This window comes from Streptomyces sp. NPDC006435 (assembly GCF_040612315.1).
Lineage (GTDB): Bacteria > Actinomycetota > Actinomycetes > Streptomycetales > Streptomycetaceae > Streptomyces.
Genome location: NZ_JBEXPY010000009.1, coordinates 96,248 through 119,987, shown reverse-complemented (window position 1 = coordinate 119,987; position 23,740 = coordinate 96,248). Strand labels below are relative to the sequence as shown.

The following is a 23,740-nucleotide window of genomic DNA, read 5'->3' as shown; positions in this document are numbered from 1 at the left end:
GAGGAGCAGCAGTCTTGCGCGAGTTCAGCCTTCCGGCCCTGTACGAGGTCCCCTCGGACGGCAACCTGACGGATCTCATCCGCCGCAATGCCGCTCAGCATCCCGATGTCGCGGTGATGAGCCGCAAGGTCGGGGGCGTGTGGACGGACGTCGACGCCGCTCAGTTCCTGGCCGAGGTCAGGGGCGTGGCCAAGGGTCTGATCGCCGCGGGCGTGGAGGCCGGCGACCGGGTGGCCCTGCTCTCGCGCACCCGTTACGAGTGGGTGCTGCTCGACTTCGCGATCTGGAGCGCGGGCGCGGTCACCGTCCCGGTGTACGAGACCAGTTCGCCGGAGCAGATCCAGTGGATCCTCGGCGACTCCGGCGCCACCCTGTGCGTCGTGGAGTCCGAGGCGCACCAGGAGTCCGTGGTCTCGGTGCAGGACGGTCTGCCCGCCCTGAAGGGCATCTGGCGGATCGACGACGACACGATCGCCCGGATGTCGGCGCTCGGCGAGGAGGAGGTCTCCGACGAGACCCTCGACCTGCGGATGGCCGGTGCCAAGGCGGACGACCCGGCCACCATCGTCTACACCTCGGGCACCACCGGCCGCCCCAAGGGCTGTGTGCTCACGCACCGCAGCTTCTTCGCCGAGTGCGGCAACGTGGTGGAGCGGCTGAAGCCGCTGTTCCGCACCGGTGAGTGTTCCGTGCTGCTCTTCCTGCCCGCGGCGCACGTCTTCGGCCGGCTGGTCGAGGTGGCCTCGGTGATGGCCCCGATCAAGCTCGGCTGCGTACCGGACATCAAGAACCTCACCGACGAACTGGCCTCGTTCCGGCCGACGCTGATCCTCGGTGTGCCCCGGGTCTTCGAGAAGGTGTACAACGCGGCGCGCGCCAAGGCGCAGGCGGACGGCAGGGGCAAGATCTTCGACCGGGCCGCGAGCACGGCGATCGCCTACAGCCGCGCGCTGGGCACCGCGCAGGGCCCGTCGTTCGGGCTGCGGCTGAAGCACAAGGTCTTCGACCGGCTGGTCTACGGGAAGCTGCGGGCGGTGCTCGGCGGGCGCGGCGAGCACGCGATCTCCGGCGGCGCGCCGCTGGGCGAGCGGCTCGGCCACTTCTACCGCGGGATCGGCTTCACCGTCCTGGAGGGCTACGGCCTCACCGAGACCTGTGCGGCCACCGCCTTCAACCCGTGGGACCGGCAGAAGATCGGCACGGTCGGCCAGCCGCTGCCCGGTTCGGTGGTGCGGATCGCCGACGACGGCGAGGTGCTGCTGCACGGCGAGCACCTGTTCACCGGTTACTGGAACAACGAGGCGGCGACGGCCGACGCGCTGGCCGACGGCTGGTTCCACACGGGCGACATCGGCACGCTCGACGAGGACGGCTATCTCGCGATCACCGGCCGCAAGAAGGAGATCATCGTGACCGCGGGCGGCAAGAACGTCGCTCCCGCGGTGATCGAGGACCGCATCCGCGGGCACGCCCTGGTCGCCGAGTGCATGGTGGTCGGCGACGGCCGGCCGTTCGTGGGCGCGCTGGTCACCCTGGACGAGGAGTTCCTGGGCCGCTGGGCCGCGGAGCACGGCAAGCCGGCCGGGTCGACGGCCGCGTCGCTGCGCGATGACCCGGAACTGCTGGCCGAGGTGCAGCGGGCGGTGGACGACGGGAACGCGGCGGTCTCCAAGGCGGAGTCGGTCCGCAAGTTCCGCGTCCTGCCCTCCCAGTTCACCGAGGAGGCGGGCCACATCACCCCGTCGCTGAAGCTGAAGCGGAACGTGGTGACGAAGGACTTCGCGGACGAGATCGAGTCGATCTACCAGCGCTGATCCCTGCGTACGCAGACGGGAGGGCGGCCCGCACGGAATGTGCGGGCCGCCCTTGTGCACGCCGTGCCCGGTCCTCTCGCGAGGGCGGCCCGCGGCGGGGTCAGAGCAGGGCCCGCAGCCGCTCGGCCAGCAGGTCCCAGCGCCATTTCTCCTCGACCCAGGCCCGTCCCCGCTCCCCCATCCGCCGGCGCAGTTCCGGGTCGTGGAGCAGCGTGACGATCCGGTCGGCCGCCTCCTCGGAGGAACCGCCGCGCACCACCCACCCGGTCTCGCCGTCGAGCACCGCGTCGGGCGCGCCGCCCGAGTCGCCCGCCACCACCGGGAGCCCGGTCGCGGACGCCTCCAGGAAGACGATGCCCAGGCCCTCCACGTCGAGGCCGCCGCGGCGGGTGCGGCACGGCATGGCGAAGACGTCGCCCGCGCCGTAGTGGGCGGGCAGCTCCTCCCACGGCACCGGTCCGGTGAACCGTACGGAGGCGTCGACCCCCGTCCGCACCGCCAGGCGCTTCAGGTCGTCGGCGTACGGTCCGCCGCCGACGATCAGCAGGACCGCGTCGGGCACCTGCGCCAGGATCTTCGGCATCGCGAGGATCAGGGTGTCCTGGCCCTTGCGCGGCACGAGCCGGGACACGCAGACCACGACGGGCCGGTCGGCGAGGCCGAGCCGGGCCCGGACCAGGTCGCCGCCCGATCCCGGGTGGAAGGTCTTCTCGTCGACGCCGGGCGGCAGCTGGACCATGCGGCCCGCCGCCCCGGGGGTGAGCGCGGGGGCGATCCGGGAGCGGGTGTACTCCCCCAGATAGGTGATCGTGTCCGTGCCCTCGCCGATCCGGCGCAGCAGCTGCCGGGAGGCGGGCAGCTGGGCCCAGCCCGCCTCGTGGCCGTGGGTGGTGGCGACCAGGCGGCGGGCCCCGGCCCGGCGCAGTGCGGGTGCCATCAGACCGAGCGGGGCGGCGGCCCCGAACCAGACGGAGGTGCAGCCGTGTTCGCGCAGCAGCCGCACGGCCTGCCGGGTGGCCCCCGGGGTCGGCAGCAGCATGGTCGTGCTGTCGCGCACGACGGGGAACGGCTGCTCGGCGTCGAAGGCGGCGGTGGCCGCGCGGCCCTCGGGGCTCCGCTTCCAGGTCGAGGCGTACACGACGATCCGTCCGGGATCCAGGCGCAGGGCCATGTTGTGCAGGAACGCCTGGATGCCACCGGGGCGGGGCGGGAAGTCGTTGGTCACGATCAGGGTCTTGTCCATCCCGGCCGACAGTACCGGCAGGCCCCGCCCCGATGGCTCCCGCACCGGCGGTACGGGCATCATGGCTCCTCGTACCCACCCGGCCGAACCCCCGGGTACCGGCCGACGAACAACGGATGAGGCGTTCATGACGGGATCGACCGGCGCACGGCTCGCCGTCGCGGTGTGGGCCCTGACCAGGGTCGCGCTGCTGCTCTGCGTCACCAAGGTGATCACACTGCCCGGCCCGGACGTGACCAGTGACGTCTCGGTGATCTACCACGGCTGGTCCGAGGTCCTGAAGAGCGGTACGTACCCGCAGGACGACGTCACCTGGCAGTACCCGCCGCTGGCCGCACTGGCCGTCCTGTCCCCCGCGCTGCTGCCGTTCCTCGACTACGCCTCGGCGTTCTTCGTCCTCGCGTTCCTCTGCGACGGGCTGGTGCTGGCGCTGCTGCTGTACGCGGGCCGGGGCGGCGGCCGGTCGGCCGCGGGCGCCTGGGTGTGGGTGGCGGGGGTGCCGCTGCTCGGCACGACCGCGTACGCCCGTTACGACGTGATGGTCACGGCGGTCGCGGTGGCGGCGCTGCTGGCGGGGCTGCGGCATCCGCGGGTGCTGGGGGTGCTGGCCGCCGTCGGCGCGCTGCTGAAGGTGTGGCCCGCGCTGGTCCTGGCCGGGACGGCGCGCGGCCGGCACACGCGCCTGGCGTGGTCGGCGGCGGCGGTGACGGCGGGCGGGCTGCTGGTGGTGTGCGCCCTGGCGATGCCCGGTGCGCTGGACTTCCTCGGCTCCCAGCGCGACCGGGGCACGGAGGTCGAGTCGCTGGGGGCGCTGGTCTTCCACGTGGCGCGGCAGTTCGGCTGGGAGGGCCGGGTGGAGTACCACTACGGCTCGATGGAGTTCCTGGGGCCGCACGTGCCGCTGGTGAGCACGCTCGCCCTCGGCCTGTCCGTCCTGGCGTTCGGCTGGCTGCTGGTGTGGCGGCTGCGGGCCCGGGAGTTCGGTGCGAGCACCCCGGCGGACGCGGCGTTCACGGCGGTGCTGCTGTTCACGACGACGAGCCGGGTGATCAGCCCCCAGTACATGCTGTGGCTGGTGGGGCTGGCGGCGGTCTGCCTGGTGTTCCGCGGCAGCCGGATGGTGCTGCCCGCCGTGCTGGTGCTGGTCGCCACCGGCGTCACGCAGTGGGAGTTCCCGCTCGGCTTCGTGCACGTGGTGTCCAGCGACGCGACGGGCGTGACGCTGATGTTCCTGCGCAACGGCCTGCTGGTCGCGGCGACGCTGACGGCCTGTCGGCGGCTGTGGCGGCAGACGGCCGTCGCGGTGCCTCGCGACGGCGGCCGGGTGCCCGCCTCCCGGTCCGGCGCCGGCCTGGAGACCGAGCCGGCCGCGTCCTGAACGGCGCGCCGTGCACCGTGTCCGGGCGGGCCGGGGCGCGGGTCACGGCGCGGACGTCCGGCCCAGCCGGGTGCGCAGGTACTCCCGCCAGCGGGCGGTGAACTCCCGCGGCGTCGTGTCCAGCACCTCCCCCATGGCCCGCTCCACCGCCCCGTCCCGTCCCGGATGCCCTCCGACGGCCCGGTAGAAGGCGATCAGCTCCGCCTCGCCCCAGTGGTCGGCGATCAGCGCGCAGGCCGCCCAGCCGCCCTCGTACGCCCTCGCCAGGCGCGCGGGGTCGCCCGCGAAGCCGAAGTCCTCGTCCGCGGGGAGTTCGGCGGGCAGGTCGCCGCGCCGGACGGCGTCCGCCAGTTCCGGGGCGATCCGCGCGGCGGAGCGGTCCTCGGCGCGGTAGGCCGCCCAGTCGGCGAAGCCCTCGGAGAGCCAGGTCGGGGTGGCCGCGGAAGTGCGGGCGCGGGTGGCGACGTGGGTGGTCTCGTGGGTGAGGACGACCCGTTGCCCGAAGGTGCCGAGCGTGCCGTACGCCTGCGGGTTGACGATCACCCGGCCCGCGGGGTTGCGGCCGGTGCCGCCGGTCCGCCCGGTGGTGACGGCCGCGATGCCCCGGTAGTCGTCCGTCGACGAGCCCAGCAGCCGCGCCATGTCCTCGACGGTCCGCGGCACGAGCACCACCACGCGGCCCGCCCAGCGCTCCGGCCAGGCCCCGGACACGGCGGGCACCGCGCGGTCCGCGGTCCGGGCGATGCCGCGCAGCTCCTGCTCCGTGCGGCCCACCCCGAGGACGAGGCTGCGGCTGCCGGACACCACCCGGACGTCGCCCTGCTGCCAGAGCTGCGCGCCGCCGTCCCCGTTCGCCGGCCGGTCCCCGGAGATGTACCAGCGGCCGTCCGCCCGGTCCCGTCTCAGGTCGAGCACCCGGTCGTCGAGGACCGGGGCCGCGTCGTACCCCTCGATCCGGTAGCGCAGCTGGACGTCCGCGACGGCCCGGTCTGCGCCCCGCCCGGTCACGCCGCGGAGCCGGTACGTCCACGAGGCCAGCGGCACGTCCGCGAGGTTGGCCAGCTCCCGGCGCTGGGCCGCGCGCAGGGCGGTGGCGCGCGGGTCGGTCACGGCCAGGTAGCCGTCCGGGTCGTGGTCGAGCACGGCCTGCGCCCTGCGCTCCAGGGCGGCGCGGACGGCGCGGGCGGTGGCTTCCGGGGCGGCCGTGTCGTCGGGGTCCGCGCAGCCGGAGAGCAGGAGCAGCCCGGCGAGCAGTGCCCCCGCCGTGCGCCGTCCCCGGTCGCGTACCCGCCTGTCGGTCACCCGACCGAGGGTACGGTCAGACGCGGGTGACCGACGAGACCGGCATCATGCCGACCGGGTCGTAGCGGACCGGGGCGCCGGGGTACGGGGCGTGGATCACCTGGCCGTTGCCGACGTACATCGCGACGTGGCTCGCGTCCGCGCGGTAGACGACCAGGTCGCCGGGGCGGGCCTCGGAGAGCGGCACCATGCGCCCGGCGTACCGCTGGGCCTGCGAGGTGCGCGGCAGGGCGACCCCGGCGCGGGCGTATGCCCACTGCATCAGCCCGGAGCAGTCGAACCCGTCGGGTCCGTTGGCCCCCCAGACGTACGGGCGGCCCAGCGCCTGCTGCACCGCCAGGACGGCGACGGCCGCCCGCGCGGAACCGGCCGGCAGGTCGGCGAGTCCGGGGAGGCCGGGGAGCGCCCCGTCCCGCCCGGAGCGCGAGGCCCGCTCGAAGCCGGCCCGGTCGGCGGCGGGCATCGCGCCCAGGATCCGCCGGGCCTCGGCGAGTTTGCGCTCGACGGTGCGCTTGTGGCGGGCGGCGGCCGCCCGGTTGTGCTCCAGCTCGGCCAGCGCGTGCCCGGCCTCCGCCCGGATCTGGTCCAGGTCCCGCCGGGCCCGCAGCAGCTCCTGCAGTTCCTCGGCCTGACGGCCGGTCACCCGCTCCAGCACGGCCGCCCGGTCGAGGTAGCCGTCCGGGTCCGAGGAGAGCAGCAGCGCGACCGAGGGGTCGATGCCGCCGGAGCGGTACTGCGCGCTCGCCGCCGAACCGACCACGGTGCGCATCCGGTTGACCCGCTCCTGACCGCGGGCCGCCCGGTCCCGGGCCCGGTCGAACTCGCCGCGCAGCCGCTCGGCGTTCTCACCGGCCGCGTTGTACTGCTCGGTGGCGCGCTCCGCCTCGCCGTACAGCCGGTCCACGCGGGCCTCGGCGGTCCGGGGCGTGTCCTGCGGTTCGGCGTGCGCGCCGCTCGCGCCGAGCGTGGCGGCCGCGGTCGCCGCGGCGGCCGACAGGACCGTGGCCCGGACCCCCGGGCCGATACCGGACTGTGTGGAACGGCGATGGGACACCACAGGACCCCGCACTCCCCTCCGCGCTGCGCAGACGCGTGCGGCCCCTGCCGCCCGGACGGGCGGACCGACGAGCGGGAGCCGCACAGCAGACAGACAGTAGTCGGACGGTCACGGAGCGGACAAAGACCGTGCCGGGCGACCGGACGGCGGAAACGACGGCGCCCCGCCGGTGACCTGTGGTCTCCGGCGGGGCGGGCCGTTCACGGGGGCGCGGGAATTCGCCCGTTCGGGCGCGTCAGCCGACGCGCACACCGAACTGGAAGCTGCCGATGGTGCTCATCGACTCGTAACGGACGAACGTGCCCGGGTACGGGGCGTGCAGGACGGTGCCGTTGCCCGCGTAGAGCGCCACGTGCGAGGTGTTGTTGAAGAAGACCAGGTCGCCCGGCTTCAGCGCGCTGCGCCCGATGTGGACCCCGTCGTTGATCTGGGTGTACGTGACCCGGGAGATCTGGACGTTGGCCTGGGCGTAGGCCCACTGGGTCAGCCCGGAGCAGTCGAAGGCGTCGGGGCCGGTGCCGCCGCGGACGTACGGCTTGCCCACCTTGGAGGAGGCGGCGCTCAGGGCGGCGGCGCCCCAGGAGGAGGCGGGGACCTCCTTGCCCAGATCGACCCGGTCGCCGGCGTCGCGGCTGGCGCGCTGCTCCTGCTCGCGGAACTTCGCCTTCTCGGCGGCGGTCAGCGTGTTGTACAGGCGCTGCGCCTCGGAGAGCTTGTCCTGAAGCTTCTTCTTCTTCGCCCCGAGCGTCTCGCGGATGTCCGCGAGGTCGCCCAGCTTGTCCTGGGCCTCCTTGCGCTTCTGCGCGAGGGAGCGCTGCTTCTCCTGGATCTTCTGGAGCGTCTCGGTCTGCTTGGCCGTCAGCTGGTCGAGCGCCGAGGCCTCGTCGAGGTAGGTGTCCGGGTTGGACGAGAGGAAGAGCTGGACCGACGGGTCTATGCCACCGGAGCGGTACTGCGCGGCGGCGAGCGAACCGAGGCCGTTGCGCAGGTTGTTGATCTCCTGCTGGCCGCGGGCCACCTTGTCCTGGAGCGCGCCGACTTCCTTCTCGAGCTTCTTCTGCTTCTCCTTGGCGCCGTTGTACTGCTCGTTGGCCGTTCCGGCCTCGTGGTTGAGCTTGTCGACCTTCGCCTTGACCTCGCTCTTGGAGGGCTTGGGGTCTGCCTGGGCGGCCTGGGAGGACAGGGCCACGGCCGCGGCGGCGGTCGCGGTGAGCACGGTCACACGGGCGCGGCTCGGCTGCTTGGGACGACGGTGGGACGCCACGGAGGCGAGCTCCTTCTTCCTCGAGCCGCCTACCGGGCTGTGGGGGAGGTGAATCCCCGGCTCCGTGCACGTCACGGACTCGGCGGTTCCTTCGCCGTCACCCCGGATGGGTGATCAACCGTGCGAAGGTTCGAAGGCCGACCCTAGTGACCATCTTGTGATCAGTTCAAATCCTCGCCGGAAAATTCTCACCCCGGGAGGCACTTCTTTACCCACATCACACGGGGTGTAGCGGCGACTTGACGGACCGTTCCCTGATATCCGCCGAGTACCGACAAGCGCGACTAGACGCGCGAAAGGCGCTTCAGGAGCAAGACGGACGCAACGGGCCTGGCGCCCGCCTTCGCCACCCCGTCGGCGACCTCGCGGTCGGTGGAGACCACCACGACGGGCCTGCCCGGGGGTTCGGCGCGCGCCAGTTGACGGATGAGCTCGTCGGCGGTCACCCCGGGCTTGCTGAACAGCACCCGGACCCCGCGCGGCGGTGCGAGCAGTACCGGGGCGGCCAGTTCGGCCCCGTCGAAGACGCAGGTCACCTCGGCGCCGGTCTGCGCGGCGAGCATCGAGAGCCCGCCCAGCAGCCGCAACCGCTGCTTCTCCAGCGGGAGCTGCGGATAGCCGGTCTTGGTGACGTTGTAGCCGTCGATGATCAGATGCGCCTGCGGCAGCGCGAGCAGCTGGTCCAGCAGGGCCGGGTCGGTCTCCGAAAGGGCCCTGGCCGCGATGTCCTTGGGCGACATCCGGCCCGGCTCGACCGCGTCGACACCGTCCGCGGGACGGATCGAGGAGGGCGGCAGGGCCAGTTCGCGACGGAGTCCGCTCGCCGCGTCGAGCACCGTGTCCAGCAGCAGCCGCAGCCGCATGTCCTCGACCGAGCGGCCCTCCCTGGCGGCCCGGCGGCCCGCCTCGACGGCCGCCTCGGCCTCCCCGAGCCGGGCCTTGAGCCGACGGCTCTCGCTCTCGGCCGCGGAGACCTGGGCCGCCGTCTCGGACCGCACGGCTTCGGTCTCGGCCCGGCTGCGGCGCAGCGCGGCCTCGCCCCGCTTGACCTCGTTGACGGCGCTGCGCAGCTTGCGCTGGAGGGACTCGGCCTCCTTGCGGGCCGCGTCCAGCTCGCCGCGCAGCCGTTCCGTCTCGCTCTTCGTCTGGGCGCGGGCCCGGGAGAGCTCCTCGCGCAGCCGCTCCAGCTCGCGGCGGCTCTCCTCGTCGGCCCGCTCGGCGTCCGCCCGCTGGGCCTCCTCGCCGGCGGCGGCGACCAGCTTCACCCAGCCCGCCGGACGCAGCACATAGGCCGCGGCGGCCACGTCGACCGGGTCGGCGGCGGCCGGCGGCGCACCGGACTCCAGGGCGGCGGCCAGTTCGGGCTGCCCCTCCTTGAGCCGTTCGCCGATGCGCTGCCGGAACAGGGCGTCGCCCTCCAGGGCGGCGGCCATCGCGTTCCCGGCGAACTTGGCGCGCCGGGTCGGGGTGAACCGGGCGTACTGCCTCAGCTGGGCCGGCAGTTCGCCGACCGTCAGCCCGCCGAAGGCGTCCGAGACCAGCGCCACGACCCTTCGTCGTACGCCTTCGGGCAGCGGTCGGTCGAGCGCCTCGACGGCGTCGTCGGCCGCCTCGGCCGCCTCGGCGCCATCAGCGGGCTGCTCCACGATCCGTCACCCCAAATTGTCTGTGGGCGCGGCTCCGTCAGGAGTCGGCACCCGGCCTGTCCACCAGTTCGATCTGATCCACCGCGTTGCACCAACGGCAGCGGACCGACTCGATGGTCTCACTGACCACCTCCCGTTCCTCGACGCTGGCCTCACCGGCCAGGTCGAGATGGACGTATTCGACGACCTTCGAGGAGCGCGTCACGTCGAAGCGGGTGAGATTTCCGCAGAGCGTGCAGCGCCAGCGGGTCCCGTCGGTCGGCTGGGGAACCGTCGTCATCGTTGCGTCCTCTTTCGTCGAGCCTCGTGCTGCTGCTTCAAGGATCTCGCGGTGCGCCGTCGAACTGCGGATGTCCTGCCGCAACCCTACGGCCTCGCCGCGTCCGCCCGACACGGCGAGGCGGTCTGTCCCGTTCCCTCCGCTTGCGTCATGCTCTGTTCATGATCGATCGGCGCACTGTGACCGACAGGTCGGCCGGCGGATTCCTGCGGACGGTCGCCCTGGGCGGATCGCCGATGACCCACGCCCTGATCGCGGCGTGCTCGCTGGTCTTCGTGATCAGTCCGCTGTCCGGCCTCAACCCGGTGCCCGGCGGCGCCGACGCCCGGCTGGCCGCCCAGGCCGGCTACTTCGAGCACTGGGGCGTGATCCCGAACGAGCTGTGGGACGGCCCGGCGCGGGTCCTGCTCACCCCGCTCACCGCCCTCTTCGTGCACGGCAGCTGGGTGCACCTGCTCGGCAACATGCTCTTCCTGTACGTGTTCGGGGCAATGACCGAGGAGCGCATGGGCCGTATCGGGTTCACCTTCTTCTACGTCATCTGCGGCTACCTCGCCCTGGTCGCCTACGCGGCCGCGCACGCCACGTCCGACCAGACGCTCGTCGGCGCCTCGGGGGCGATCTCGGCGGTGCTCGGGGCGTTCCTGTACCTGTTCCCCAGGGCCCGGGTGACCAGTCTGTTCCCGTTCCTCTTCTTCCTGCCGCTGCGCTTCCCGGCCTGGATCGTGCTGGTGTTCTGGTTCGTCCTGCAGTGGCTCGCGGTCCAGGGCGCGGGCAGCGGAGGGCCCGGGGTCGCCTATCTGGCCCATGTGGTGGGCTTCGCCCTCGGCTTCCTCTACGCCTGGGGGCGTTACCGGCGTACGGATAGAGTGAAGGCACCAGCCGCGGCCACCGAGGGAGAACGTCAGCCGTGATCACCGCGATCGTGCTCATCAAAACCAGCGTGGACCGGATTCCCGAGATCGCCGAGTCCATCGCCGCGCTGGACAGCGTCAGCGAGGTCTTCTCGGTCACCGGTACGTACGACCTGATCGCCATGGTCCGGGTGGCCAAGCACGACGATCTGGCGGACATCATCCCGGGCCGGATCAGCCGGATCCCCGGCGTCGAGGCCACCGACACCCACGTGGCGTTCCGCACCTACTCGCAGCACGACCTGGAGGCGGCCTTCGCCATCGGGCTCGACGCGTAGGCGGGGATCACCGCCACGTGACACTTCGGCGGGGTACGGGCGGAAGCCGCCCGTACCCCGCCGAAGTGCTGTGTGCCGGTCAGTGCTGCGCGGTGCCCCGGTCCGGGACGCAACGGCCGTCCTCGGTGCGGTACTTCCACTGGGCGCCCTCGCGCACCAGCTCCTCGACCGCGCGGACGAAGCGCTCGATGTGCTCGTCCGGCGTACCGGCCCCGAAGCTCACCCGGATCGCGTTCAAGGAGCGCTCGCCCGGCTCGGCCTCGGGCGCGCCGCACTCGCCGACCTCCTGCGGGTCGCTGCCCAGCAGGGTGCGGACCAGGGGGTGGGCGCAGAACAGTCCGTCGCGGACCCCGATGCCGTACTCGGCGGAGAGCGCGGCGGCGAAGTGCGAGCTGTTCCAGCCCTCCACCACGAAGGAGATCACGCCGACCCGCGGGGCGTCGTCGCCGAACAGCGAGAGCACCTTGACCTGGGGAATCCCCGCGAGACCGGCCCGGACCGCGGCGACGAGGCGCTGCTCTCGGGCGACCAGCGTGTCGAAGCCCGCCTCCTTCAGCGCCTTGCAGGCGGAGGCGATGGAGTACGCGCCGATGACGTTGGGGGAACCGGCCTCGTGCCGGGCGGCCGTGGTGTGCCACTCGACGTCCACCCCGCCGTCGGTGCGGCGGGCGACCTTGCGCGAGGCGCCGCCGCCGGCCAGGTAGGGCTCGGCCTCCCGCAGCCAGTCGGCCCGGCCGGCGAGCACGCCGGAACCGAAGGGCGCGTACAGCTTGTGCCCGGAGAAGGCGACCCAGTCGACGTCCAGCTCGGCGATGTCGACGGGGTGGTGCGGGGCGAGCTGCGCGGCGTCCAGCACGATCCGGGCGCCGTGCGCGTGCGCGGCTGCCGCCAGCTCCCCGACCGGCCACAGCTCGCCGGTGACGTTGGAGGCGCCGGTGACGCAGACCAGCGCGGGACCGTAGGGGTCACGCGCGGCCAGGGCCCGCTCCAACGTCTCGACGGCCTGGGCCGGGGTGCGCGGGGCGTTCAGGTAGGTCACCCGCGCGTCGCGCCACGGCAGCAGCGAGGCGTGGTGCTCGGTCTCGAAGACGAAGACCTGGCAGTCGGCGGGGAGCGCCGCGGCCAGCAGGTTCAGCGAGTCGGTGGTCGAGCGGGTGAAGACCACCTGGTCGTCCGCGCGGCAGCCGAGGAACTCCGCGACGGTGGCGCGGCTGTTCTCGAAGAGGTCCGTGGAGAGCTGGGAGAGGTAGCCGGCGCCGCGGTGGACGCTGCCGTAGTACGGGGCGTACGCGGCGACGTCGTCCCAGACGCGCCGCAGGGCGGGCGCGCTGGCGGCGTAGTCGAGGGCGGCGTAGGCGACTTCACCGCCGGTGACCAGCGGAACCGTCACATCCTCCCCCAGAACGGGCAGGGGGGCACAAACCGACTCGTCGATGGCGGCGGTGGGGACAGACATGGCGAACTCCCGTAAGAGGCAGGCGAAGAGCGCGCACCGGCGGACACGCGGCAGTGCGGCGGAAAGAGAAAAAGGGTGTGCGGAAGAGGGCCGGCCGGCCCTATCGCATTCGCGTGCTCACAAGAGGCTCCCTAGGGACCAGGACCCCGGGGGTTGGCATTCACAGATGCCGAGGGGCCCGCGCTTGCCGCGGACCTCGCTGCCCACGGCCTGGTCTTCACCCGGGGCACCCCGCCACGGACGGAGGGTTGCCGGACAGCGGGCCGGGGCCGTAGTCGCTGTCACTCATGACCTGTCCAGCATCTTGCCATACGCGCGGACGTGCGCAAGGCGCAGTCCAGGATCCGGACTGCGCCCTGCGTCACTTCTCCGCCCGTTCGAAAGCCTGCCGGGACCTGCCGATGCCCGCCCGGCGGGCTGTCAGGCGTTGCTGGCAGCCACCCAGCGCTCCAGCGTCCGCGCCGCCGCGCCCGAGTCGATGGACTCGGCCGCCTTCGCCATCCCGGCGGCGAGCTGCTCGTTCAGCGTGCCGTCCGTCGGGTCCAGCGCCGTCAGGGCCGCCGCCGAGTTGAGCAGCACGGCATCGCGCACCGGCCCCCGCTCGCCCGCCAGCAGCCGGCGGGCCACATCGGCGTTGTACGAGGCGTCCGCGCCGCGCAGCGCCTCCACGGGCACCAGCTCCAGACCGACGTCGCGCGGGTCGAACGCCTCCTCGCGGACGGCTCCGTCCCGCACCACCCAGACCCGCGAGGTCGCGGTCGTCGTCAGCTCGTCCAGGCCGTCGTCGCCGCGGAAGACCAGCGAGGAGTTCCCGCGCTCGGCGAGCACCCCGGCGACGATGGGCGCCATCTTCGGGTCGGCCACGCCGATGGCCTGGGAACGCACCCGGGCCGGGTTGGTGAGCGGACCGAGGATGTTGAACGTGGTCGGCGCGCCGAGCTCCTTGCGGGCCCTGGCCGCGTGGCGCAGGGCGGGGTGGAAGCGCACCGCGAAGCAGAAGGTGATGCCCGCCTCCTCGGCGACCTCGACGACCCGCTGGGCGGAGAGGTCCAGGTTGACGCCGAGCTTCTCCAGTACGTCGGAGGCGCCGCTCGCCGAGGACGAGGCGCGGTTGCCGTGCTTGACGACCTTGGCCCCGGTGCCGGCGATGACGATCGCCGACATGGTGGAGATGTTGACCGTCTTGGCGAGGTCGCCGCCGGTGCCGACGATGTCGACCGTGCGGCCGGGCACCTCGATGGTGTGGGCGTGCTCGTACATCGCCCGCACCAGGCCGGTCACCTCGTCGATGGTCTCGCCCTTGGCCCGCAGCGCCACCGCGAACCCGGCGGTCTGCACATCGGTCGCCTCGCCGCTCATGATGCGGTTCATCGCCCAGGCGGTGTCGTCCGCGGTGAGGTTCTCGCCGCGCAGCAGGGGGTTCAGCACGCCGGGCCAGGAACGGTCCGCCACGCTGTCGCCGCCGATCGGGGTCACAACGTTCATGGTCCGCTCCCGGGGTCCACAGTCGGTAAAAGGATCGTCTCCACCCTATCGATCGGAAGAGGACGGCGAAGAGCCCCGTCCAACGCATGGACGGGGCTCCTGCCGTGGCGATCAGTTCAGGCGATCAGTGGTGACCGTGGCCGCTGGTGATCTCCTTGTACTCCTCGACGGTGGGCTTGGCGATCTGGTTGTCCTCGCCGTAGTAGCCCTTGCTGAGCCGGGCGCGCAGCTTCTCCAGCGCCGACACCTTGCGCTCGACACCGTTCTCGTCGACCGTCGGGCCGATCTCGACCGGCTTGTACTGCTCGTGCGCGGTGAGCGTGTGCAGCTGCTCGGGGCCGAGCGGCTCGTGGATCTCGACGAACTCACCGTGCGGCAGGCGCTTGATGATGCCGGACTCGCGTCCGTGCAGCACCTTCTCCTTGTCGCGGCGCTGGAGGCCGAGGCAGATCCGCCTGGTGACGATGAACGCGATGATCGGGCCCGCGAAGATGAAGATCCGGACGAACCACGAGATGGCGTTGATCGACAGGTGGAAGTGCGTGGCCCACAGGTCGTTGCCACCGCCGATGAAGACGACGACGTACTCGGTGATCCAGGCGACGCCGAAGGCCGTCCGGGTCGGGGCGTTGCGCGGGCGGTCCAGGATGTGGTGCTCGCGCTTGTCCCCGGTGATCCAGGACTCGATGAACGGGTAGACCGCGAGAACCGCGAGCACCAGTCCGAAGGCCATCAGCGGGATGAACACGCCCAGGACGAGCGTGTGGCCCCAGAGGTTGACCTCCCAGCCCGGCATCACTCGGATCAGACCCTCGGCGAAGCCCATGTACCAGTCGGGCTGGGCGCCGGTGGACACCTGGTCCGGACGGTACGGACCGATGTTCCAGATCGGGTTGATCGTGGCGATGCCCGCGATGATGGCGATGATGCCGAAGACCAGGAAGAAGAAGCCACCGGCCTTCGCCATGTACACCGGCAGCAGCGGCATGCCGACGACGTTCTTGTTGGTGCGGCCGGGACCCGCGAACTGCGTGTGCTTGTGGTAGAAGACCAGGATCAGGTGCGCCACCAGCAGGCCGAGCATGATGCCCGGCAGCAGCAGGATGTGGATCGAGTAGAACCGGGCCACCATGTCGTGGCCGGGGAACTCCCCGCCGAACAGGAACATCGAGATGTACGTGCCGACGATCGGCATCGACAGGATCGCGCCCTGGGTGAAGCGGACACCCGTACCGGACAGCAGGTCGTCCGGGAGCGAGTAGCCGGTGAAGCCGGTGAACATGCCCAGCACGAACAGCAGGAAGCCGAACAGCCAGTTGATCTCACGCGGCTTGCGGAACGCACCCGTGAAGAAGACGCGCATCATGTGCACGAACATGCCGGCCAGGAAGATCAGCGCGGCCCAGTGGTGGATCTGGCGGACCAGCAGACCACCGCGGACGTCGAAGCTGATGTCCAGCGTCGAGGCGTAGGCCTCGGACATCCGGATGCCCTGCATCGGCTCGTACGAGCCGTGGTACACGATCTCGTTCATGCTGGGGTGGAAGAACAGCGTCAGGTACACACCCGTGAGGATGATGATGATGAAGCTGTAGAGGGCGATCTCCCCGAGCATGAAGGACCAGTGGTCCGGGAAGATCTTGCGCATGTTGGCCTTGGCCAGGGAGTAGATCCCCAGGCGGCCGTCCGCCCAGTCGGCCACCCGCTCGCCGGCGGGCGCCTTGCGCTTCGTATCGGTCACAGTAGTCATCCGTGTCATCCCCGCTCGAAGAAGGCAGGACCGACGGGCTCTTCGAAGTCACCGAGCGCTTCGAGGTTGCCCTCGCTGTTCACGCCGATCCGCAGCTGCGGGAGGGCGTGACCGGCCGGACCGAAGATGACGCGGGCGCCGTCGGAGAGGTCGAAGGTGGACTGGTGGCACGGGCAGAGCACGTGATGGGTCTGCTGCTCGTACAGGCTGATCGGGCAGCCGACGTGGGTGCAGATCTTGGAGAAGGCCACGATTCCCTCGTGGGACCACTCCAGCTCGCGCTTGTCCTTGATGTTCTCCGGCTGGATCCGGACGATCATCAGCGCGGCCTTGGCGATCTGGTTGTTGAAGTCCTCCGCGTCCTCCTCCAGGCCCTCGGGCATGGCGAAGGTCAGCGAACCCACGATCACGTCCTCGGGACGCAGCGGCTCCATCGTGTTCATGTTGATGAGCTGCTTGCCCTTGCTCCACAGGGTCTCGCGGAGCTTCTTCTCGGGCAGCGGGCCGAGGTCGCGCAGCAGCACCACACCGGAGAGCGGCACCAGGGCCAGCGCGCCGAACATGGTGTTGCGGATCAGCTTGCGACGGCCGATCGCGGACTCCCGGGCACCGTCCGCGAAGTCGGCGAGGACCTTCGCCTTGACCTCGGGCTCGGCCTCGATCGGGTGCCGGTCGTCGGCGACCTCCACGTCGGACATCAGCGTGCGCGCCCAGTGGACGGCACCGGCGCCGATCGTGAAGAGGGCCACGCCCAGGGTCAGGCCCAGGGAGAAGTTGAGCGCGCTCACATGACCGAAGGGCCAGATGTACACGATCTTGTCGACCGGGAAGATGACGTACGAGGCGATGAAGCCGACCGTCGCCAGCATGGACAGCGTGAACAGCAGCGCGACGGCGCGCTCGGAGCGCTTCGCGGCCCGTTCGTCGATGTCCTGGATGCGCGGCTTGTGGGCCGGCAGCCCCGGGTCCGCGAACGGGTCGTCCGCGACCTTCACCGCGCCGTGCGCGGGGTCCTGCTCAGCGGGCAGGTTCTCGTCTGGAATCTCTTGGCTACTCATGACTTCTTGGCCTTAGCGGTGTGGGCCGCGACCCAAACGGCAAGTGCGATCAGTGCGCCGAGCCCGAAGATCCAGGCGAACAGGCCTTCGCTGACCGGCCCCAGGCCGCCCAGCTTGAGGCCGCCCGGGTTCTCCGACTGGTCGCTGTTCACGGTCTGGACGTACGCGATGATGTCCCGCTTCTGCTGCTCGGGCATCGTGCTGTCCGGGAAGGACGGCATGTTCTGCGGGCCGGTCTGCATGGCCTCGTAGATGTGCTTCGGGTCCACGCCTTCCAGGCTGGGCGCGTACTTGCCGTCCGTCAGCGCGCCGCCCTCACCGGTGAAGTTGTGGCACTGCGCGCAGTTGGTGCGGAACAGCTCGCCACCCTTGGCGATGTCCGCGCCCGCAGGGTTGACCTGCTTCTTGGTCGGAGTGATCGGACCGGCGCCGAGCGACGCGACGTAGGCCGCGAGCTGGTCGATCTGCGCCTGGCTGTAAATGACCTTCTTCTTCGGTACCTGGGCGCCGGGCTGCTGCGCCGGCATGCGGCCCGTACCGACCTGGAAGTCCACGGCGGCGGAGCCCACGCCGACCAGGCTCGGCCCGTCGGTGGTGCCCTGACCGCCGGTTCCGTGGCAGCTGGCGCAACCGACGGAGTACAGCTTCTTGCCCTCTTCGATGGCGAGGGACTGGGCGGTTTCGTCGGCCTGCGCCTTGCTCGCGGGCGCAAACGCGGCGTACAGCCCCCCAGTGGCCGCCAGCGCGAGGAGTAGTACGACGACCGCCGCCAACGGATGGCGTCGTCGTGCGGAGAGCTTTTTCACGGATTACCCCGGTGTCAGGATCTTCTGCGTCGATGCTGGATGTGGTTCGGGTGCGAGCCCGATTACTTGATCATGCGGTTCGGGCCGGGCCCGATTACTTGATCATGTAGATCGTGGCGAAGAGGCCGATCCACACGACGTCGACGAAGTGCCAGTAGTAGGACACGACGATGGCCGAGGTGGCCTGTTCGTGGGTGAACCTCTTGGCCGCGTACGTCCGGCCCAGGACGAGCAGGAAGGCGATGAGCCCGCCTGTCACGTGCAGGCCGTGGAAACCGGTGGTCAGGTAGAACACCGAACCGTACGGGTCGGAGGAGAGGGAGAGACCCGCCTCCTTGACCAGCTCGGTGTACTCGAGGACCTGGCCTCCGATGAAGATCGCACCCATCACGAAGGTGATGATGAACCAGGTGCGGAGTTTCTTCACATCGCCCCGCTCCGCGGCGAAGACGCCGAGCTGGCAGGTGAGTGAGGAGAGCACCAGGATCGTGGTGTTTGTCGCCGAGAACGGGAAGTTCAGGTGCTCGGCCATCTCCTTCCAGTGATCCGGTCCCATCACCGATCGCAGGGTGAAGTACATCGCGAAGAGGGCCGCGAAGAACATCAGCTCGGAACTCAGCCAAATGATGGTTCCGACGCTGGTGAGGTTCGGTCGATTGACCGACGGGTGCGCGTGCCCGGTTTCTACTGTCGTTGCTGTCGCCACGACCGACATTATGTCGGTCGCTTATCCAGCCCTCACCCCGGGGGGTGCCGTTCGGTGTGTCAGCGGGGTGTGTCCGCCCCGAACGGCCCATGGAACAGCTGTCCTGACCGGTGCTGACAGGCCGTCGGGCGGAGTACGATCCGCGCATCGGTTCATGCCCGTAAAGCCCCGAAGACACAGATGTCACGGAGGAACTATGCAGCCGACCGCCACGGTCCTGGTCTACAGCGACGACGCCAACACCCGTGAGCAGGTGAGGCTGGCAGCCGGGCGCAGGCCCGCGGCCGACGTGCCACCGGTGGAGTTCCTGGAGTGCGCCACGCTGCCCGCGGTCCTGGAGGCGCTGGAGCACGGGGGCGTCGACGTCTGCGTGCTGGACGGCGAGACGGCGCCCGCGGGCGGCATGGGGGTCTGCCGGCAGATCAAGGACGAGATCTTCCGCTGCCCGCCCGTGCTGCTGCTGATGGGGCGCCCGCAGGACGCCTGGCTGGCCACCTGGAGCCGCGCGGACGCCGCGGTGACCCTGCCGGTCGAACCGGTGGAGTTCGCGGACGCCCTGGCCGCCCTGCTGCGCAGCAGGCTCTCCGTGGGGGCCTGAGCCCCGCCGCGGGTCCCGCCACGAGCCCCCTCGCGGGTTCCTTCGCGGTTCTGCCGAGGGGCAGCGCACTCCCCGGGCCGTCAGACCTCGGGGCGCAGTCGCGCCGCCTGGATCGTGTCCGAACGGTCCGGGGCGGTGTTCTTCTGCAGTGCGCTGCCCTTCAGCCATTTGGCCCAGGTGAGGTTCCAGTCTCCGTAGCCGTTGCCGAACGGCGCCATCGTCTCGCCCTGGCTGCCGACGACCTCGACGATGTCGCCCTCGCGCACGGTGTTGAAGAACCACTCGGCCTGGCCGGTGCTCATGCCGGTACAGCCGTGGCTGACGTTCTCGTACCCCTGCGAACCGGTGGACCAGGGGGCCGCGTGCACGTACTCGCCGCTCCAGGTGACCCGGGTCGCGTAGTAGACCTGCAGGTCGTACGAGTCGGACGAGCCCTCCGCGATGCCGATCGTCTCCCCGCGCATACGTACGCGGTATTCCTTGCCCAGCACGACCTTGACGCCGTTTCGGGTGGCGAAGCCGGGCTTCCCCGTGGTCACCGGAATGGTGTTGATCACTTTCCCGTTGCGCTTGACCGTCATCGAGTGCGCCGAGGCGTCGGTGACGGCCTCGATGCGGTCGCCCGTGGTGAGCTTCAGCGCCTTGGAGGGGGCGCCGTGGAGGGTGTCGGTGACCCTGATGCCGGCCAGGCCGCTGGTGACCTCGATGGTGGCCCTGGCGGGCCAGTACTCCTTGGGGCGGTAGTGCAGGGTCTTGTCGTCGACCCAGTACCAGGAACCGGTCACCGCGGGCGTCGAGCGGACCCGCAGGGCGCGCTCCACGGTGGCCCTGGAGGCCCGGTCCCGGACCGGAGCACTGAGTTCCGCCGTGATGGGCTGTCCGACGCCGTAGGTGCCCGCCCGGGGGCCGAAGGCGACCTTCAGGAACTTCTTGGCGGCGGTCGTCCCGAAGGAGAGCGTGCGGCTGCCCGGGGCGCCGTCGTCGTCCTCCACGCCGACCCGGACCGTGTAGCGGGTGCCGGCGGCCAGCGGGGCCGTGGAGTGCCAGCGCTTCCCGTCCGCGTCGAGTTCGCCCGCCAGGTGGCGTCCGGCCGCGTCCACCGCCGTCACGTCCGTGATCCGGCCGTCGTCGTCGTTGACGGTGACTTCCAGCGGCTTGTCGGGGTCGACCTTCCGGTCGCCCTCGGAGACGTTGGAGGAGATCTCGTCCGCGGCGTCGTACGGCTTCTCCGCCAGCGGGTGGTCGGATCCGCCGCAGGCGGTCGCGCCTGCGGCCAGGGTCACGGCCAGCAGAGTGCAGCTCACTACGGGGCGGATGCGCGGCGTGCGGTTCATGGATCCACGTTATGGAGGCACGTCCGCGTCAGCGCGCGGGGTGACTGCAAACGGGGGGCCCGTACTCCTCTCGGTGGAGAAGTACGGGCCCCCCGTCAGGTGGAGCGGTGGAGCGGTGTCACTGGGTGCGGTTCTCACCGCGGTAGTACTCGAAGACCCAGCCGAACAGACCGATCATGATCACCGGGGCCGAGAAGTACAGCAGCCACCAGCCGAAGATGACGCCCATGAAGGCGAGCGCACCACCGATCGCCAGCGAGAGCGGCTGCCAGCTGTGCGGGGAGAAGAACCCCACCTCGCCGGCCTCGTCCGCGACGTCGGCCTCCTTGTTGTCCTGCGCCATGGCGTCGACCCGCCGGGCCGTGAAGGCCAGGTAGAAGCCGATCATCACGCTCAGACCGAAGGACAGGAACAGCGCGGTGGTACCGACGGGCTCCTTCGCCCACACGCCGTAGGTGATGGCCATGGCGAGCATGAAAATGCTCAGCCAGAGGAACATCTTGCCCTGGATCTTCACTTGCCGGCCTCCTTGCCGCCAGCGAGGGCCTTGTCATCCTCGGAGTGGTGCCCCAGCTGCTCCAGCGCGGCGATCTCCGGGTGGTGCAGGTCGAAGGCCGGGGATTCGGAACGGATCCGGGGCAGGGTGAGGAAGTTGTGCCGCGGCGGCGGGCAGGAGGTCGCCCACTCCAGCGAACGGCCGTAGCCCCACGGGTCGTCGACCTCGATCTTCTTGCCGTACTTGGCGGTCTTCCACACGTTGTAGAAGAACGGCAGCATCGACAGGCCGAGCAGGAACGAGGCGATCGTCGAGATCGTGTTCAGCGCGGTGAAGCCGTCCGCCGCGAGGTAGTCCGCGTAACGACGCGGCATGCCCTCGGCACCGAGCCAGTGCTGCACCAGGAACGTGCCGTGGAAGCCCACGAACAGCGTCCAGAACGTGATCTTGCCGAGCCGCTCGTCCAGCATCTTGCCGGTGAACTTCGGCCACCAGAAGTGGAATCCGGAGAACATCGCGAACACCACGGTGCCGAAGATGACGTAGTGGAAGTGCGCGACGACGAAGTACGAGTCCGAGACGTGGAAGTCCATCGGGGGCGACGCCAGGATCACGCCGGTCAGACCACCGAAGGTGAAGGTGATCAGGAAGCCGACGGCCCAGAGCATCGGTGTCTCGAAGGACAACGACCCCTTCCACATCGTGCCGATCCAGTTGAAGAACTTCACCCCGGTCGGTACCGCGATGAGGAACGTCATGAACGAGAAGAACGGCAACAGCACACCGCCCGTGACGTACATGTGGTGCGCCCACACGGTCACGGAAAGACCGGCGATGGCGATCGTCGCGCTGATCAGACCGATGTAACCGAACATCGGCTTCCGGCTGAAGACCGGAATTACCTCGGAAATGATTCCGAAGAATGGTAGGGCGATGATGTACACCTCTGGATGGCCGAAGAACCAGAAGAGGTGTTGCCAGAGCAATGCGCCGCCATTGGCCGCGTCGAAGATATGTGCGCCGAATTTACGGTCGGCCTCCAGCGCGAAGAGCGCGGCGGCGAGGACCGGGAAGGCCAGCAGGACCAGCACACCGGTCAGCAGGACGTTCCAGGTGAAGATCGGCATGCGGAACATCGTCATGCCGGGGGCACGCATGCAGATGATCGTGGTGATGAAGTTGACCGAACCGAGGATCGTGCCGAAGCCGGAGAAGGCCAGACCCATGATCCACATGTCGGCGCCGACACCCGGCGACCGGACCGCGTCCGAGAGCGGGGAGTAGGCGAACCAGCCGAAGTCCGCCGCACCCTGCGGGGTGAGGAAGCCGGCCACCGCGATGATCGAGCCGAACAGGTACAGCCAGTAGGCGAACATGTTCAGCCGCGGGAACGCCACGTCGGGCGCGCCGATCTGCAGCGGCATGATCCAGTTCGCGAATCCGGCGAACAGCGGCGTCGCGAACATCAGCAGCATGATCGTGCCGTGCATCGTGAACGCCTGGTTGAACTGCTCGTTCGACATGATCTGCGTGCCGGGACGGGCCAGTTCGGCGCGCATGAAGAGCGCCATCAGACCGCCGATGCAGAAGAACGCGAACGACGTGACCAGGTACATCGTGCCGATCGTCTTGTGGTCAGTGGTGGTCAGCCACTTGACGACGACGTTTCCCGGCTGCTTGCGCCGGACCGGCAGCTCGTCCTCGTACGAGTCGTCTGCTGCCGCGGCACCCTGAGATTCGTTGAGGATGCTCACAGTTTGTTCGTCTCCGCATTCCTGGCCGGGTCAGTCTGCTCGATGCCGGCCGGCACGTAGCCCGTCTGGCCCTTCTTCGCCAGCTCCTTCAGATGCGCCTGGTAGCGCTCCGGGGAGACGACCTTGACGTTGAAGAGCATTCGGGAGTGGTCGACGCCGCAGAGCTCGGCGCACTTGCCCATGAAGGTGCCCTCCTGGTTGGGAGTCACCTCGAAGGCGTTGGTGTGGCCCGGAATGACGTCCTGCTTCATGAGGAACGGCACCACCCAGAAGGAGTGGATGACGTCACGCGAAGTCAGGACGAAGCGGACCTTCTCGCCCTTCGGCAGCCACAGGGTCGGACCCGGGTTGCCGTTCTGCGGGTTCCGGGTTCCCGGGATGCCGAAGTCGTAGACGCCTTCGGCGTTCTTCGGGAAGTCCTTCTGGAGCCGGTCGGGGATGGCGTCGAGTTCCTTGGGGATCTCGCTGCCCGTGGCGGACGAGCCGTCCACGTCCTCGATGTAGTTGAATCCCCAGCTCCACTGGTAGCCGACCACGTTGATGGTGTGGGCGGGCTTGTCGGAGAGCGAGAGGAGCTTCGATTCATCGCGTGCGGTGAAGTAGAACAGCACCGAGACGATGATCAGGGGTACCACGGTGTACAACGCCTCGATGGGCATGTTGTACCTGGTCTGCGTAGGAACCTCGACCTTGGTTCGGCTGCGCCGGTGGAAGATGACGCTCCACAGGATCAGACCCCAGACCAGCACGCCCGTGGCGAGCGCTGCCGCCCACGAGCCCTGCCAGAGAGAAAGGATCCGTGGTGCCTCTTCCGTTACCGGCGTGGGCATACCGAGGCGGGGGAAGTCCTTGTATGTGCAACCGGTTGCGGTCGCCAGGATCAGGCCCGCAGTCAGCACCTGCGGCAGCTTCCGCCGCATCGGGCGCCGCGACGAGCGGTCGGAGCCGTTGGGACTCACGTAGCGCCTTCCCGAGAGTCTCGCCCGCGCGGTCGGCGCGGCCGTCTTTCTGGTCGGTCGCCGCCCTGACGCGGGCAGGGGTTTGGATGTTTATGCGGACCAAACCCTACTGGACGCTATTTGGGGTCGCGCGGGGAGGGTGCCCAACGCGCCGTCCGACTC

General features: G+C 70.3%; 21 protein-coding genes and 1 riboswitch. Of the genes, 5 read left to right on the top strand and 16 right to left on the bottom strand.

The features are described from left to right. Positions 1 to 14: 14 nt before the first annotated feature. Positions 15 to 1,814: an AMP-dependent synthetase/ligase gene (locus ABZZ04_RS12765; protein ID WP_356932212.1), complete on the top strand. Its 1,800-nt coding sequence runs from the start codon at positions 15 to 17 to the stop codon at positions 1,812 to 1,814. Positions 1,815 to 1,914: 100 nt separating this feature from the next. On the opposite strand, the gene ABZZ04_RS12760 is transcribed toward ABZZ04_RS12765, so the two are convergent. Then, positions 1,915 to 3,057, bottom strand: a complete 1,143-nt coding sequence (locus tag ABZZ04_RS12760; protein ID WP_356932211.1) for a glycosyltransferase family 4 protein — start codon at positions 3,055 to 3,057, stop codon at positions 1,915 to 1,917. Between the two features lie 127 nt (positions 3,058 to 3,184). Here ABZZ04_RS12760 and ABZZ04_RS12755 point away from each other — a divergent pair, with 127 nt between their 5' ends. Beyond that, entirely contained in the window at positions 3,185 to 4,435 is a 1,251-nt protein-coding gene (locus ABZZ04_RS12755) for a glycosyltransferase family 87 protein (protein WP_356932210.1), read from the top strand. Between the two features lie 42 nt (positions 4,436 to 4,477). On the opposite strand, the gene ABZZ04_RS12750 is transcribed toward ABZZ04_RS12755, so the two are convergent. From ABZZ04_RS12750 to ABZZ04_RS12730, 5 genes are all read right to left on the bottom strand, one after another. Further along, positions 4,478 to 5,737, bottom strand: coding sequence for a hypothetical protein (locus ABZZ04_RS12750; RefSeq protein WP_356932209.1), 1,260 nt, complete (start codon positions 5,735 to 5,737; stop codon positions 4,478 to 4,480). A 16-nt stretch (positions 5,738 to 5,753) separates the two neighbouring features. Beyond that, positions 5,754 to 6,794 carry an NlpC/P60 family protein gene (locus tag ABZZ04_RS12745; protein ID WP_356932208.1) on the bottom strand — a complete coding sequence of 347 codons (1,041 nt, stop codon included), beginning with the start codon at positions 6,792 to 6,794 and terminating at the stop codon, positions 5,754 to 5,756. A gap of 235 nt (positions 6,795 to 7,029) precedes the next feature. Beyond that, the gene (locus ABZZ04_RS12740) at positions 7,030 to 8,058 is read right to left on the bottom strand and encodes an NlpC/P60 family protein (protein WP_356932207.1); all 1,029 of its coding nucleotides are present in this window, start codon (positions 8,056 to 8,058) and stop codon (positions 7,030 to 7,032) included. A gap of 284 nt (positions 8,059 to 8,342) precedes the next feature. Next, on the bottom strand, positions 8,343 to 9,704 hold the full coding sequence (locus ABZZ04_RS12735) for an NYN domain-containing protein (protein WP_356932206.1): 1,362 nt from the start codon (positions 9,702 to 9,704) through the stop codon (positions 8,343 to 8,345). A 37-nt stretch (positions 9,705 to 9,741) separates the two neighbouring features. After that, complete coding sequence (locus ABZZ04_RS12730) at positions 9,742 to 9,984, bottom strand: hypothetical protein (RefSeq protein WP_136328374.1); 243 nt, start codon at positions 9,982 to 9,984, stop codon at positions 9,742 to 9,744. Between the two features lie 161 nt (positions 9,985 to 10,145). Between ABZZ04_RS12730 and ABZZ04_RS12725 the strand changes: the two genes are divergently transcribed. Continuing rightward, complete coding sequence (locus tag ABZZ04_RS12725) at positions 10,146 to 10,898, top strand: rhomboid family intramembrane serine protease (RefSeq protein ID WP_356932205.1); 753 nt, start codon at positions 10,146 to 10,148, stop codon at positions 10,896 to 10,898. Then, positions 10,895 to 11,176 (top strand): Lrp/AsnC ligand binding domain-containing protein, encoded by a 282-nt coding sequence (locus tag ABZZ04_RS12720; protein WP_356932204.1) that lies wholly within the window; start codon positions 10,895 to 10,897, stop codon positions 11,174 to 11,176. The genes ABZZ04_RS12725 and ABZZ04_RS12720 overlap by 4 nt, the downstream gene beginning before the upstream one ends. 79 nt (positions 11,177 to 11,255) lie before the next feature. Here ABZZ04_RS12720 and ABZZ04_RS12715 read toward each other — a convergent pair whose 3' ends face one another. The 6 genes from ABZZ04_RS12715 to ABZZ04_RS12690 form a co-directional block, all read right to left on the bottom strand. Further along, positions 11,256 to 12,632, bottom strand: coding sequence for an aminotransferase class V-fold PLP-dependent enzyme (locus ABZZ04_RS12715; RefSeq protein ID WP_356932203.1), 1,377 nt, complete (start codon positions 12,630 to 12,632; stop codon positions 11,256 to 11,258). 175 nt (positions 12,633 to 12,807) lie between these two features. Continuing rightward, a riboswitch (SAM riboswitch) is annotated at positions 12,808 to 12,925 on the bottom strand. Between the two features lie 127 nt (positions 12,926 to 13,052). Continuing rightward, positions 13,053 to 14,117 (bottom strand): anthranilate phosphoribosyltransferase, encoded by a 1,065-nt coding sequence (gene trpD, locus ABZZ04_RS12710; protein WP_356932202.1) that lies wholly within the window; start codon positions 14,115 to 14,117, stop codon positions 13,053 to 13,055. Between the two features lie 124 nt (positions 14,118 to 14,241). Further along, on the bottom strand, positions 14,242 to 15,867 hold the full coding sequence (locus ABZZ04_RS12705; protein ID WP_356932201.1) for a cytochrome bc complex cytochrome b subunit: 1,626 nt from the start codon (positions 15,865 to 15,867) through the stop codon (positions 14,242 to 14,244). 5 nt (positions 15,868 to 15,872) lie between these two features. Next, on the bottom strand, positions 15,873 to 16,925 hold the full coding sequence (locus tag ABZZ04_RS12700; protein WP_356932200.1) for a Rieske 2Fe-2S domain-containing protein: 1,053 nt from the start codon (positions 16,923 to 16,925) through the stop codon (positions 15,873 to 15,875). Next, positions 16,922 to 17,731 (bottom strand): c-type cytochrome, encoded by an 810-nt coding sequence (locus ABZZ04_RS12695; protein WP_356932199.1) that lies wholly within the window; start codon positions 17,729 to 17,731, stop codon positions 16,922 to 16,924. Before ABZZ04_RS12695 ends, ABZZ04_RS12700 begins: the two co-directional genes overlap by 4 nt. Before the next feature lie 94 nt (positions 17,732 to 17,825). Further along, complete coding sequence (locus tag ABZZ04_RS12690) at positions 17,826 to 18,446, bottom strand: heme-copper oxidase subunit III (protein WP_148834517.1); 621 nt, start codon at positions 18,444 to 18,446, stop codon at positions 17,826 to 17,828. 187 nt (positions 18,447 to 18,633) lie between these two features. On the opposite strand from ABZZ04_RS12690, the gene ABZZ04_RS12685 reads away from it, so the two are divergent. Next, complete coding sequence (locus ABZZ04_RS12685; RefSeq protein WP_356932198.1) at positions 18,634 to 19,035, top strand: hypothetical protein; 402 nt, start codon at positions 18,634 to 18,636, stop codon at positions 19,033 to 19,035. An 80-nt stretch (positions 19,036 to 19,115) separates the two neighbouring features. Here ABZZ04_RS12685 and ABZZ04_RS12680 read toward each other — a convergent pair whose 3' ends face one another. From ABZZ04_RS12680 to coxB, 4 genes are all read right to left on the bottom strand, one after another. Continuing rightward, entirely contained in the window at positions 19,116 to 20,369 is a 1,254-nt protein-coding gene (locus ABZZ04_RS12680; protein ID WP_356932197.1) for an Ig-like domain-containing protein, read from the bottom strand. Positions 20,370 to 20,487: 118 nt separating this feature from the next. Continuing rightward, on the bottom strand, positions 20,488 to 20,886 hold the full coding sequence (locus ABZZ04_RS12675) for a cytochrome c oxidase subunit 4 (RefSeq protein ID WP_356932196.1): 399 nt from the start codon (positions 20,884 to 20,886) through the stop codon (positions 20,488 to 20,490). Next, complete coding sequence (ctaD, locus tag ABZZ04_RS12670; protein ID WP_356932195.1) at positions 20,883 to 22,619, bottom strand: cytochrome c oxidase subunit I; 1,737 nt, start codon at positions 22,617 to 22,619, stop codon at positions 20,883 to 20,885. The genes ABZZ04_RS12675 and ctaD overlap by 4 nt, the downstream gene beginning before the upstream one ends. After that, a complete protein-coding gene (gene coxB, locus ABZZ04_RS12665; RefSeq protein WP_356932194.1) occupies positions 22,616 to 23,578 on the bottom strand; it encodes a cytochrome c oxidase subunit II in 963 nt (320 codons plus the stop codon). The genes ctaD and coxB overlap by 4 nt, the downstream gene beginning before the upstream one ends. Positions 23,579 to 23,740: the final 162 nt, after the last annotated feature.